General features: G+C 68.2%; 11 protein-coding genes and 1 tRNA gene. 9 read left to right on the top strand and 3 right to left on the bottom strand.

Annotated elements, in window-relative coordinates:
- Positions 1 to 541, top strand: a 541-nt coding sequence (locus A5727_RS16160; protein ID WP_157521407.1) for a serine hydrolase, incomplete at its 5' end; no start/stop codon positions are given.
- Here the strand turns inward: A5727_RS16160 and A5727_RS16155 are convergent.
- Both A5727_RS16155 and A5727_RS16150 read right to left on the bottom strand, forming a co-directional pair.
- Positions 523 to 609 (bottom strand) — tRNA-Ser (locus A5727_RS16155). The two genes, A5727_RS16160 and A5727_RS16155, sit on opposite strands and share 19 nt — an antisense overlap.
- Positions 610 to 641: 32 nt before the next feature.
- The gene (locus A5727_RS16150) at positions 642 to 1,154 is read right to left on the bottom strand and encodes a MarR family winged helix-turn-helix transcriptional regulator (RefSeq protein ID WP_068251380.1); all 513 of its coding nucleotides are present in this window, start codon (positions 1,152 to 1,154) and stop codon (positions 642 to 644) included.
- A 65-nt stretch (positions 1,155 to 1,219) separates the two neighbouring features.
- On the opposite strand from A5727_RS16150, the gene A5727_RS16145 reads away from it, so the two are divergent.
- Complete coding sequence (locus A5727_RS16145; RefSeq protein WP_068251390.1) at positions 1,220 to 2,200, top strand: NAD(P)H-quinone oxidoreductase; 981 nt, start codon at positions 1,220 to 1,222, stop codon at positions 2,198 to 2,200.
- A 7-nt stretch (positions 2,201 to 2,207) separates the two neighbouring features.
- Here the strand turns inward: A5727_RS16145 and A5727_RS16140 are convergent, their stop codons facing one another.
- Entirely contained in the window at positions 2,208 to 3,404 is a 1,197-nt protein-coding gene (locus A5727_RS16140; protein WP_068251377.1) for a cysteine desulfurase-like protein, read from the bottom strand.
- A gap of 109 nt (positions 3,405 to 3,513) precedes the next feature.
- Here A5727_RS16140 and A5727_RS16135 point away from each other — a divergent pair, with 109 nt between their 5' ends.
- The 7 genes from A5727_RS16135 (at position 3,514) to gjpA (A5727_RS16105) (ending at position 11,677) form a co-directional block, all read left to right on the top strand.
- On the top strand, positions 3,514 to 5,469 hold the full coding sequence (locus tag A5727_RS16135) for a DUF6541 family protein (protein ID WP_502687684.1): 1,956 nt from the start codon (positions 3,514 to 3,516) through the stop codon (positions 5,467 to 5,469).
- A gap of 47 nt (positions 5,470 to 5,516) precedes the next feature.
- Positions 5,517 to 5,981: a bacterial proteasome activator family protein gene (locus tag A5727_RS16130; protein WP_157521408.1), complete on the top strand. Its 465-nt coding sequence runs from the start codon at positions 5,517 to 5,519 to the stop codon at positions 5,979 to 5,981.
- Between the two features lie 11 nt (positions 5,982 to 5,992).
- Positions 5,993 to 6,787, top strand: a complete 795-nt coding sequence (wzt, locus tag A5727_RS16125) for a galactan export ABC transporter ATP-binding subunit Wzt/RfbE (RefSeq protein WP_068251374.1) — start codon at positions 5,993 to 5,995, stop codon at positions 6,785 to 6,787.
- Positions 6,784 to 7,677 (top strand): galactofuranosyltransferase GlfT1, encoded by an 894-nt coding sequence (gene glfT1 / locus A5727_RS16120; protein WP_068251371.1) that lies wholly within the window; start codon positions 6,784 to 6,786, stop codon positions 7,675 to 7,677. The genes wzt and glfT1 overlap by 4 nt, the downstream gene beginning before the upstream one ends.
- Positions 7,674 to 8,504, top strand: coding sequence for a galactan export ABC transporter permease subunit Wzm/RfbD (gene wzm / locus A5727_RS16115; RefSeq protein ID WP_068251368.1), 831 nt, complete (start codon positions 7,674 to 7,676; stop codon positions 8,502 to 8,504). Before glfT1 ends, wzm begins: the two co-directional genes overlap by 4 nt.
- Before the next feature lie 232 nt (positions 8,505 to 8,736).
- Entirely contained in the window at positions 8,737 to 10,062 is a 1,326-nt protein-coding gene (gene gjpA, locus A5727_RS16110) for an outer membrane porin GjpA (protein ID WP_068251365.1), read from the top strand.
- Between the two features lie 268 nt (positions 10,063 to 10,330).
- Positions 10,331 to 11,677 (top strand): outer membrane porin GjpA, encoded by a 1,347-nt coding sequence (gene gjpA, locus A5727_RS16105; RefSeq protein ID WP_068251362.1) that lies wholly within the window; start codon positions 10,331 to 10,333, stop codon positions 11,675 to 11,677.
- The last annotated feature ends 119 nt before the right edge of the window (positions 11,678 to 11,796 follow it).

Below are 11,796 nucleotides of genomic sequence, written 5' to 3'. Positions count from 1 at the left end.
CCCCACCGGAAAGCCCCTCCCCCCAGCCATCGCGCGCGCCTTCCGCCTCGCGGTCGGCGGCACGATGCACGAGATCATCCCGTTCACCAACACGCGGGAGTTCCTGACCAGCGTGGTGCCGTCGTCGAGCACGGTGTCCAACGCGGTGGAACTGTCCCGGTTCGCTGAAATGCTGCGCCGTGGTGGCGAACTCGACGGAGTACGGGTGCTGCGGCCGGAGACGCTGAGGGCCGCCACGCGGCAGGCCCGTCGTCTCCGTCCCGACGTCGCCACGGGACTCAAGCCGATGCGCTGGGGCACCGGATACATGCTGGGGTCGCGACGCTTCGGCCCGTTCGGCCGCAACACCCCCGCGGCCTTCGGTCACACCGGCCTGGTCGACATCGCGGTGTGGGCCGACCCCGACCGCGACCTGGCCGCCGCCGTCGTCAGCAGCGGCAAACCGGGAGCCAACCCGGAGGCCAAGCGCTACCCGGCACTGCTGGACCGCATCGCCGCGGAGATCCCGACACGGGACACACGCGGTGGCGGAGGGATTTGAACCCCCGGACGGTGTTAGCCGTCTCTCGCTTTCAAGGCGAGTGCATTAGGCCGCTCTGCCACGCCACCGCCGACAAGCGTAGCGGTGCCCGGTGCGGGACTCAGGGGCGGCCGTACCCACGCGGCGCGGGCGAACCCTTCAGCGCCGCGCTGATGCGCCGGCAGTTCTCCCCCATGGCCGCGATCTGTGGCCGGGACAGCTGGCCGAGGAAATGTGTCCGCACCCCCTGCGAATACGTGACCATCGCCTTCTGAACCAGCTCGCGGCCGTCGTCGGTGATCTTGGCGAGCACCCCGCGTCCATCGTCCGGACTGGCGGCCCGCTCAACCAGACCCTGCGCCTCCAGGCGCCGGATCTGCCGCGTCACCCGACTGGGCAGCGACATCAGAGCGTCGGCGAGATCCCCCATCCGCGCCGAACCACTGGGTGCTCTGTCCAGAATGTCGAGCAGTCGCACGTCGACCAGAGTCAGGTTGTGCGACACCGTAAGTCCGCGGTTGAGCGTCGTCGTGAGACGCAACGCGGAATCCAGATAGTTTTGCCAAGACCGCTGCTCGGCAATGTCCAGGCCGGGCATCGAACTTTCGGTTCGGCCGGCAATCATCCCCTCCATGGCCCAATGTTAAGCGACAGTACCGACAAACGCGGAGCAAACCGCCAGGTAGTAGCGTGACGCCCATGCATGCCATCGTCGCCGAGGATGCCGATTCCCTGCAGTGGCGCGAGGTCGCCGACGTTGCGCCGGACCGTGGCGAGGTGCTGATCAGGGTCGCCGCGGCCGGCCTCAATCGCGCGGATCTGCTGCAGGCGGCCGGGAAGTACCCGCCCCCGCCCGGCGCCAGCGAGACACTGGGCATGGAGGTCTCCGGCACCATCGCCGCACTCGGAGACGACGTGACGCAGTGGGGAATCGGCGAACCGGTCTGCGCACTGTTGGCCGGGGGCGGCTACGCGGAGTACGTCGCGGTACCGGTGGAGCAGGTCATGCCGATCCCCGACGGCGTCGGCGTGGTCGAAGCCGCCGGACTGCCCGAGGTGACCTGCACCGTGTGGTCCAACCTCGTCATGACCGCGGGCCTGCGGCCGGGCCAACTGGTCCTCGTGCACGGCGGCGCCAGCGGCGTGGGCACCAACGCCGTGCAGGTGGCACGAGAGTTGGGCGCCCGGGTCGCGGTCACCGCGGGGTCGCAGGCCAAGCTGGACCTGTGTCGCGAGCTCGGCGCCGAGGTGTTGATCAACTACCGCGACGAGGACTTCGTCGCGCAGATCAAGGAGGCCACCGGCGGTGCCGGCGCCGACGTGATCCTCGACATCATGGGAGCGGCCTACCTCGACCGCAATCTTGATGCGCTGGCCACCGATGGGCAGTTGGTGGTGATCGGCATGCAGGGCGGGGTCAAGGGCGAGCTGAACATCGGCAAGCTCATCGCCAAGCGGACCCGGGTGATCGGCACCGCCCTGCGCGGACGGCCCGTCGGCGGCGCGCTGGGCAAGGGCGCCATCGTGCGCTCGGTCGTGGAGTCGGTCTGGCCGATGGTGTCCCGTGGTGCCGTGCGCCCGATCATCGGCGCGACACTGCCGATCGAGAGGGCCGGTGAGGCGCATCGCCTGCTGGCCTCCGGTGAGGTGTCCGGCAAGGTTCTGCTGACCGTCGGCTGACGCCCCGCTACCCCAGGGACGCCAGCGCGCGCACCAGCTGATCGACCTCGGCCATGGTCGAGTAATGCGCCAACCCGATGGTCACGGCACCGCCGATGTCGTTGACCCCGATCACGTCCAGCACGCGTGAATTGGCGTTGGCGGTGGCCAGAATGCCGTTGTCGGCCAGGCGCTGCACCACGCGTTCGGCTTCGACATCGGCCACGGCGAAGCTCAGCACCGGAATCCGGGCCTCCGGCGCCCCGATGAGCATCACCCGCGGCAGCGACCGCAGCGAGCCCACCAGGTAGTCGAACAGCCGATCCAGATACGCCGCCGCAGTCCCCATCGACGTCGCGAGGCGATCCCGCCGCGGACCCGTCGCCGACTCGTCCAGACCGGCGAGGTACTCGATGCTGGCGACGACGCCACCCAGGAAGCCGTACTGATGCAGGCCCATCTCCAGCCGGGCCGCTCCGGAGGCGAGGGGATTCATCGACACCGAACCGAAGGTGTCGATCAGGCCCGGGTCGCGGAAGACCAGGGCACCGACCGGCGGGCCACCCCAACTGGCGGCATTGACCGCCACCACGTCGGCGTCGACCTCCTGCAGGTCGAACATCTGATAGGGCGCCGCGGCGGTGTGGTCGACGATCACCAGACCGCCCACGTCGTGCATCAGTTTCGTGACGGGTCGCAGATCGACCACTGTGCCCAGCGTCGCGGACGCCGAGGTCAACGCCACCAGTCGCGTCGACTTGGAGATCAGGCTCTCCCACTGCCACGACGGCAGCTCCCCGGTCTCGATGTCGACCTCGGCCCACTTGACCCGGGCGCCGTAACGGTTGGCCGCCCGCAGCCATGGCGAGATGTTGGCCTCGTCGTCCAGGCGGCTGACCACCAACTCGTAGCCGAGTCCCGCCCGCGACGACGAGGCGTCGGCCAGGGACGTCAGCAGCGCGGCCCGGTCCGCGCCGAACACCACGCCGCGCGGATCGCCGTTGACCAGATCGGCGACCGCCTGGCGGGCGGCCTCCAGCAGCGCGGCGCTGCGCCGCGCGTAGGGATGCGGACCCGCAGCACTGGGCGCCGAGGTGCGGAACGCCGTCGACACTGTCGTGGCGACGGCATCGGGGATCAGCATCCCGGCCTGCGCATCGAAATGCACCCAACCGTCACCGAGAGTCGGGTGCAGACCTCGCACCCTGGCAACGTCAAATGCCATGCAGCCGTCCTTAGAAGCTCCAGGTGATTCACCGGTCGCGCGGGAGGCGGGCCCCCCCACCACACGCACACTGTCCGAACCGGGCTACCTGGCCAGCCATACTAGTGCAGTGAGCCTGGCGTGCGACGTGCTGTTCGCAATGACGTTGCTGGTAGTGCCCGGTGCCGTCGTCGGGCGCATGGCCCGGCTAACCTGGCCGACCGCTGTCGCAGTTGGCCCGGCTCTGACCTACGGCGTTGTAGGTGTGGCTACGCTCCCCCTGGGTGCGCTCGGAATCCCTTGGAACACAATAACAGCGCTGCTGAGCCTGCTCGTGGCGGTCGCGCTGGCCGCAAGTTTGCCAGCATTGTTGTCCCGCTACCGCGAGCGGGAAGCAGAGCAGCTCGCGGGCTCGACGGGGTCAGCCGCGATGGTTGCCATCGGCGTTGTGATCGGTGCCGTTCTGATCTTCTGGGCGGCGCAGCGCGGCATCACCGACTGGCAGTCGGTCCCAAGCAACTGGGACTCGGTGTGGCACGCAAACACCATCCGCTGGATCACCGAGACCGGGCAGGCCTCCCCGACCCACATGGGTGAGCTTCGCAACGTCGAGACCCACGCAGCGCTGTACTACCCCTCGGTCTTCCACGCCCTGGCCGCGCTGCAGTGTCAGCTGACCGGCGCCGCGGCCACGACAGCCTTCACGGCGAACGCCGTCGCAGCGGCCGCGTGGCTGTTCCCGGCCAGCGCGGCCATCCTGACGTGGAGCCTGCTGCGCCCACACACCAGTGAACGACGCACCGCCCTCGCCGCGGCCACCTCGGCGGCGCTGTCGGCGTCCTTCACCGCCGTTCCCTACGTCGAGTTCGACACCGCCTCCATCCCCAACATGGCGGCCTACGGAGTCGCGGTCCCCACGACGGTGCTGATCATGTCCTGCCTTCGGCACCGCGACCGCATCCCGCTGGCCGTGCTGGCCCTCGTCGGCGTGTTCTCGGTGCACATCACCGGGGGCGTCGTCGTCGTCACGTTCGTGACGGCGTGGTGGCTGGTCGACACCCTCGCCCGCCCGGTGCGCGGACGCCGGTCCGACCTCCTGACCCTGCTGGCCGTCGCGGTGCCGACGCTGCTGCTGCTGCTGCCGCAGTTCCTCGGGGTGCTGCAGCAGGCGGAGATCATCGCCGGACACACCTTCGTCACGCACGAGGGCAAGAAGCATGCCCTGTTCGACGCGGTCATGCAGCACACGCGGCACCTCAACGACTTCCCCGTCCAGACCACCCTGATCGTGCTGGCCGCCGCGGGCGGACTGGTGCTGCTGATCAAGCGGATCTGGTGGGCGCTGGCGGTGTGGGCGGGCCTTGTGGTCGCGATCGTGCATTCGTCCGCGCCGTTCGGCGGCCCCCTGGGCACTGCGATCGCCAAGTACAGCGACCTGTTCTACAGCGATCCGCGCCGCCTCTCCGCCGTGGTGACGCTGCTGATCACCCCAATGGCGGGCATCGCGCTGTGCCTTGCCGTGCTGTTCGTCGTGTCTTGGCTGCGCCGGATGCTGCCCGGCGTGCGACGACCGGTGTGGCTCGGCCTGACCGGAGCCCTGCTGGTGCTCAGCACCACCGGGTTGGCGTGGCATTACCTGCCCCGGCACGAGTTCCTGATGGGCGAGAAGTACGACCAGGTGATGGTGGGTCCAGCCGACCTCGAGGCGTTCGCGCACCTCGCGACGCTTCCCGGGGCCCGCGACACCCTGATCGGCAACGCCAACACCGACGGCACGGCATGGATGTACGCGGTGGCAGGACTGCATCCGCTGTGGACGCACTACGACTACCCCGTCCAGCAGGGACCGGGTTACCACCGGTTCATCTTCTGGGCCTACGCCGACGACGCCGACCACGATCCGCGGGTCGCCGAGGCCGTCAAGGCGCTCAACATCCGGTATGCCATCACGAGCTTGCCGGTGGTCCGAGGGTTCGTCATGCCGGACGGGCTAGTGTCATTGGATAAGTCCGAGTCGTGGGCCAAGATCTACGACAACGGCCAGACCCGCATCTACGAGTGGCGCGGAGGAGCACCCACATCGTGAGCACTGACGACGACAACATCGAGATCATCGGTGTGCCCAACCCCGAGATGATCGCGGCCGGGGCAACCGGCGAGGACGACGACAAGCCCGTGACCGACCTCGTCCAGCAGCCCGCCAAGGTCATGCGGATCGGCACGATGATCAAACAGCTGCTCGAGGAGGTGAAGGCCGCCCCGCTCGACGATGCGAGCCGCAACCGTCTTCGGGAGATCCACAAGACCTCGATCAGTGAACTCGAGGACGGTCTGGCACCGGAGCTGCGCGACGAGCTCGAACGGCTGGCGCTGCCCTTCAGCGACGAGGCCGTGCCGTCGGACGCCGAACTGCGCATCGCACAGGCACAGCTGGTCGGTTGGCTCGAGGGGCTGTTCCACGGCATCCAGACCGCACTGTTCGCCCAGCAGATGGCCGCCCGTGCCCAACTGGAACAGATGCGCCAGGGTGCGCTGCCTCCGGGTGTGGGCGTACCCGGCCGTCCCGGTTCCGCGCCGGGCACCGGTCAGTATCTCTGACCCGGCACGCTATGACCGAGCCGTACATCGAGACCCGCGACGCGTGGGTCGAGTTCCCGATCTTCGACGCCAAGTCCCGTTCGCTGAAGAAGGCGTTCCTGGGCAAGGCCGGCGGCGCCATCGGACGCAACAGTTCGAACGTCGTCGTCGTCGAAGCACTGCGCGACATCACGTTGTCGCTCAAGATGGGCGACCGGGTGGGCCTGGTCGGGCACAACGGTGCGGGTAAGTCGACACTGTTGAGACTGTTGTCCGGCATCTACGAGCCCACTCGCGGAACCGCCCGCGTCGGGGGCCGGGTGGCCCCGGTGTTCGACCTCGGCGTCGGCATGGATCCGGAGATCTCCGGTTTCGAGAACATCATCATCCGCGGCCTGTTCCTGGGACAGACCCGCAAGCAGATGTTGGCCAAGGTCGACGAGATCGCCGAGTTCACCGAGTTGGGTGAGTACCTCTCGATGCCGCTGCGCACCTACTCCACAGGTATGCGGGTGCGGTTGGCGATGGGCGTGGTCACCAGCATCGACCCCGAGATCCTGCTGCTGGACGAGGGCATCGGCGCGGTCGACGCCGAGTTCCTCAAGAAGGCGCAGTCGCGGCTGCAGAGCCTGGTGGAGCGGTCGGGAATCCTGGTGTTCGCCAGCCACTCCAACGAGTTCCTGGCGCGGCTGTGCAACACCGCGATGTGGATCGATCACGGCACCATCCGGATGAGCGGTGAGATCGAGGACGTCGTGCGCGCCTACGAGGGCGACGACGCAGCGCACCACGTGCGGGAAATCCTTGCGGAGACCCGCCGGGCATGAGCGAGATCGTCTACGCGGTGGTGGTGACCCATCGCCGCCCGGAGCAGTTGGCCGCCTCCCTGGCGGCTGTCACCACTCAGTCCAGGCCCCCGGACCATCTGATCGTGGTGGACAACGACAACGACCCGCAGATCGCCGAACTCGTTGCTCGCCAACCTGTTCCGGCCACCTGGCTGGGGTCGAAGCGAAACCTCGGCGGCGCAGGCGGTTTCGCGCTGGGCATCCTGAACGCCCTGGCCGGCGGCGCGGATTGGGTCTGGCTGGCCGACGACGACGGCCGCCCCCGGGACGCCGACGTGCTCAGCACGCTGTTGGCGTGCGCACAGCGTCACGGGTTGGCCGAGGTCTCGCCCATGGTGTGCGACCTCGACGATCCCGAGCGCCTGGCCTTTCCGCTGCGCCGTGGTCTGGTGTGGCGGCGCCGGGTCTCCGAACTGCGTGACGACGGCGGCGATGACCTGCTGCCCGGCATCGCCTCACTGTTCAACGGCGCACTGTTCCGCGCGACCACGCTGGAGGCCGTCGGCGTACCCGACATCCGACTGTTCGTCCGCGGTGACGAGGTCGAGGTGCACCGCCGCCTGGTGCGCTCCGGACTGCCGTTCGGGACCTGCCTGGACACCGTCTACCTGCACCCGCAGGGCAGCGACGAGTTCAAACCCATCCTGGGCGGGCGGATGCACACGCAGTACCCCGACGACGAGACCAAACGGTTCTTCACCTACCGCAATCGCGGCTATCTGCTCTCCCAGCCGGGCCTGCGCAAGCTGCTGCTCCAGGAGTGGGTGCGGTTCGGGTGGTACTTCCTGGTGTCCCGACGGGACCCGGCGGGGCTGCGGGAGTGGATCCGACTCCGCCGTCTCGGCAGACGCGAAAGGTTCGGCCGATGACCTTCACCGACGCCGCGGCACAGTCGCGGACCTTCGCCAAGGCCCGGCGCGACCTCGTCGACGGCTTCGGCCGCCGCGAACTGTGGCTGCACCTGGGCTGGCAGGACATCAAGCAGCGCTACCGCCGCTCCGTGCTCGGCCCGTTCTGGATCACGATCGCGACGGGCACCATGGCCGTCGCGCTGGGCGGGCTGTACTCGAAGCTGTTTCACCTGGAACTGCGTGAGCATCTGCCGTACGTCACGCTGGGCCTGATCATCTGGAATCTGATCAACGCCGCGATCCTCGAGGGCGCGGACGTGTTCGTGGCCAATGAGGGCCTCATCAAACAACTTCCGACGCCGCTGAGCGTGCACGTCTATCGGCTGGTGTGGCGGCAGATTCTGCTGTTCGGCCACAACATCATCATCTTCGTGGTCATCGCGATCATCTTCCCGCAGCCGTGGAAGTGGACGGACCTGACGTTCATCCCGGCGCTGGTGCTGATCATGCTCAACTGCGTGTGGGTCGCGCTGTGCTTCGGCATCCTGGCCACCCGGTACCGCGACATCAGCCCGCTGCTCTTCAGCCTGGTGCAGCTGCTTTTCTATATGACGCCGATCATCTGGAACGACCAGACGCTGCGCGATCAGGGTGCCGGCGGCTGGGCCAAGATCATCCAGTTCAACCCGCTGCTGCATTACGTGGACATCGTGCGCGCGCCACTGTTGGGCGCGGACCAGCAATGGCATCACTGGGCGGTGGTGCTGACGTTGACGGTGGTGGGCTGGATCGTCGCATTAGTGGCGATGCGCCAATATCGGGCACGCGTGCCGTACTGGGTGTAGACACCTGGCCCGTCCGACCCGAACGCGTCAGGTCGTGAGGCGACCGCCGAGGGTTCGGCTTCGTCGCCGGTCGTTCAGCTGTCCGAGGCATGAGTGGCCTTGAGCAGCGGAGATGCACGAAATCACCACTGCACTGGCAGCTTCCTGGGAGTCGTTTCAGATTTCAAGTAAGTGCGCTTTCTCACTTATAGCGTCTGCTTGTCCAAAACTGACTCTCAGGTAAGGAAGTCGAATGTCAGCCCTGCGTTCCTACGCAACCGCCGGCGTCGCCCTCATGGGCGCCGGGGCCATCGCCGTCACCCCAATCACCGCCTCGCCACCGGCCGTGGAGACGCTCCCCTCGGCAGTGCAGCTGGCGGCCGCGGTCGATCCGATCACGCCGCTGAGGGAGCTCTTCAACAATTCGGAGGTCAACCTGGCGGGACTGGCGAATGCCCTGCTGGAGGCACCCGCCCCCGTGTTGCAGCAGGTCATCGTCAACCAGCTCGGCCACCTCGGTGAACTTCCCGACGTCGAGGGGATCGTCGGGCAGATCGGCACGAATCTGAAGCAGGCATTGACGGCGTTGGTCGCCAAAGACCTCAGCACCCTGACCCCGGGCGCCGGCGCGCTCTGGGAGCTGCTTCCCCTCACGTTCGACGTGCCCCCCGAACTCCAGCCGGTACTCGACTTCACCACGAACTACCTCAGCGGAGTTCTGCTCGGCCTGGTGGGCCCTGCGGTCGCGCCTGTTCTGGCCCTGGGCGGCAGCATCACGTCGATCATCGACGGGTTGAACGCCGAGAACCCCGATGGCGCGGCCGCATTGAACACCCTGATCAACATCCCGGCGACCATGACCGACGCGTTCCTCAACGGCGGGCAGACGATCGACCTGTCCCCACTGCTCGACGCGCTGGGGGTCACGATCGATGTCGGGGGCATCGGGGGCAAGCTCGGCCTGACCTTGGGCGGAGTGCTCAGCCCCGGGGGTTCGCTCCTCGACGCCGTCAACCTTGATCTCGTCATCGGCGGTGAGGTGATTCCGGGCGTCACGGGGCAGGGGGTGGGCGCGATCGGGTCGATGATCGGGCTGACCAAGGCGATCGCCAAGGCCATCGGCTGGGATGGGACGGGCAATCCGCTCGCCCCGTCGACGCCGGCACCGTTGGTGAAGAGCGTCGACGATCCCGGCGCGGTGCCCACCTCGGTTCTCCGGTCTCCGCTGCCCTCGGCGGTCACCTCCGCCGACGACACCTCAGACGGCGGGGCACGCGGTGGGAACCTCCCAACGCTGACCCTCGTCAAGGAGGGCGCTGCGTCCACCACCGCCGGCGAGAAGAGCGACGTCGAGCCGACACAGCCCGGCGACGGAAAGAACGAGAGCGACCCGCACACCCGCGCGGCCGACCACTTCTCGAACGCCGTCCGTGATGCCGGCCAGAAGGTGTCCACCGCGATCTCCAATGCGGGCAAGGGCGTGAAGAACCTCGCCGACACCGCGGCGAAGAAGCGCGCCGAGAAGCGTGCCGAGCGCAGGGCCGCCAAGGCCCAAAGCTCCTCGGCCAGCGGTGACTGACTGACACTGCGCTGACAGACCGGTCGGCCCCCGCCCGCATGGGTGGGGGCCGACTGTTGTTCACCCCACCACCCCGTTCCGAGCGCCCGTGTTGGTGCGCCGACACGCCGTATTGGGCGCACCGAAGCGGCCGCTCACGGCCCCGGGACGGGGTTTGTCAGCTGCCGGCGAGCGACACAACCCACGAATATTTCTGAAATCACATAACGCGAGTTATTTACATGTACCTTCCTTTTGTCCAGAACTGACTCTCAAGTAAGGAAGCTGAATGACAGCCCTGCGTTCTTACGCAACCGCCGGCGTCGCCCTGATGGGCGCCGGAGCCATCGCGATCACGCCGATCACCCCGAGCCTGCCCACGGTGGAGGTGTCACACCCGACGGTGCAGCTGTCGGCCGCGGTCGATCCGATCACCCCGTTGCGGGAGCTGTTCAACAACACCGAGGTCAACTTCGCCGGCCTGGTCAACACCTGGCTGGAGGCACCGTCGCCGGTCCTGCAGCAGGTGATCGTCAACCAGCTGACCTATCTGGGCGAGCTTCCTGACATCGGGCTGATCCTCGACCAGATCGGCACGAACACGAAGGCCGCGCTGAACGCACTGGTCGCTGCGGACTTCGACGCCCTCTCGCCGAACGGAGCTGCGTTCTACGAGCTGATCCCGCTCATGCTGGAGCTGCCCGCCGAGCTCCAGCCGCTCATCGACTTCACCGCGTCGTCCCTCAGCGGTGTGTTGATCGGCCTGGTGGGACCGGTGCTCGCACCCGTGGTGGCCCTGGGGGCCAGCATCTCCTCCATCCTGGGCGAGCTGACGGCCGAGAATCCCGATCTCGGCGCGGCCATCAACACCCTGGTCAACATCCCCACCAAGATGGTGGACGCGTTCCTCAACGGCGGGCAGACGGTCGATCTGACCCCGGTGCTCGAAGCCCTGGGTGTGCATCTCGACATCGGCGGCGGCACCAGCTTCGAGGTCGGTCTGACCCTCGGCGGGCTGCTCAGCCAGGGCGGCACCATGCTCAATGCCCTCAATCTAACGACGCTCTACGAAGGTGAGCCGGTCGAGGGGGGATACCTCCCGGGACAGCCCGTGGGCGCGATCGGTTCGCTGATCGGCCTGGCCCAGGCCATCGCCAAGGCGATCGGCTGGGACGGCACCGGCAACCCGTTGGCGCCCCAGGCGCCGGAGCCGGCAATCGCGCCGCTGGCCGAGCGGACCGCCCTCGACGGCCCCGCCGCGGTTCCGGCCTCGGTCCTGGATGCGCCCGCGCTGACCGGGTCCGCTGACACCGGCTCCGACGCCACCGACACCGCGGCCGGCGCCGACCTCACCAAGGTGACCCTCGTCAGCGACGCTGAGGACAACGCCGCTGACGCGCCGTCACAGCCGGCCACCGGGACGGAATCCGACGGGGTCAAGTCCGCGGGCCAGAAGGTCGCCGAGGCGATCTCCGACGCCGGCCGCACCCTCAAGGACCGCGCCGAGCAGGCCGCGCAGAAGCGGGCCGAGAAGAAGGCGGAACGCGCGGAGAAGCGCGCCGAGAGGCAGGCCGCCAAGGCCGAGAAGCGCGCCGAGCGCAGTGCCGCCAAGACTGCGGAGAGCAGCAGCGAGTAACTGACTCCGGCCCCAGATGGACCAGTCGGGGGCCCCCCCCCCGGGGGGGGGGGGGGGGGGGGGGGGGCGGGGCGGGGGGGGGGGGGGGGGGGGGGGGGGGGGGGGGGGGGGGGGGGGGG

Source organism: Mycobacterium sp. ACS4331, assembly GCF_001667265.1.
Taxonomy (GTDB): Bacteria; Actinomycetota; Actinomycetes; order Mycobacteriales; family Mycobacteriaceae; genus Mycobacterium.
This window is presented reverse-complemented; position numbering and strand designations above follow the sequence as displayed.

Coding starts and splice junctions, on each gene's coding strand:
- A5727_RS16150 (WP_068251380.1), bottom strand. CDS start 1,154: ATGGAGGGGATGATTGCCGGCCGAACCGAAAGTTCGATGCCCGGCCTG.
- A5727_RS16145 (WP_068251390.1), top strand. CDS start 1,220: ATGCATGCCATCGTCGCCGAGGATGCCGATTCCCTGCAGTGGCGCGAG.
- A5727_RS16140 (WP_068251377.1), bottom strand. CDS start 3,404: ATGGCATTTGACGTTGCCAGGGTGCGAGGTCTGCACCCGACTCTCGGT.
- A5727_RS16130 (WP_157521408.1), top strand. CDS start 5,517: ATGATCGCGGCCGGGGCAACCGGCGAGGACGACGACAAGCCCGTGACC.
- wzt (WP_068251374.1), top strand. CDS start 5,993: ATGACCGAGCCGTACATCGAGACCCGCGACGCGTGGGTCGAGTTCCCG.
- glfT1 (WP_068251371.1), top strand. CDS start 6,784: ATGAGCGAGATCGTCTACGCGGTGGTGGTGACCCATCGCCGCCCGGAG.
- wzm (WP_068251368.1), top strand. CDS start 7,674: ATGACCTTCACCGACGCCGCGGCACAGTCGCGGACCTTCGCCAAGGCC.
- gjpA (WP_068251365.1), top strand. CDS start 8,737: ATGTCAGCCCTGCGTTCCTACGCAACCGCCGGCGTCGCCCTCATGGGC.
- gjpA (WP_068251362.1), top strand. CDS start 10,331: ATGACAGCCCTGCGTTCTTACGCAACCGCCGGCGTCGCCCTGATGGGC.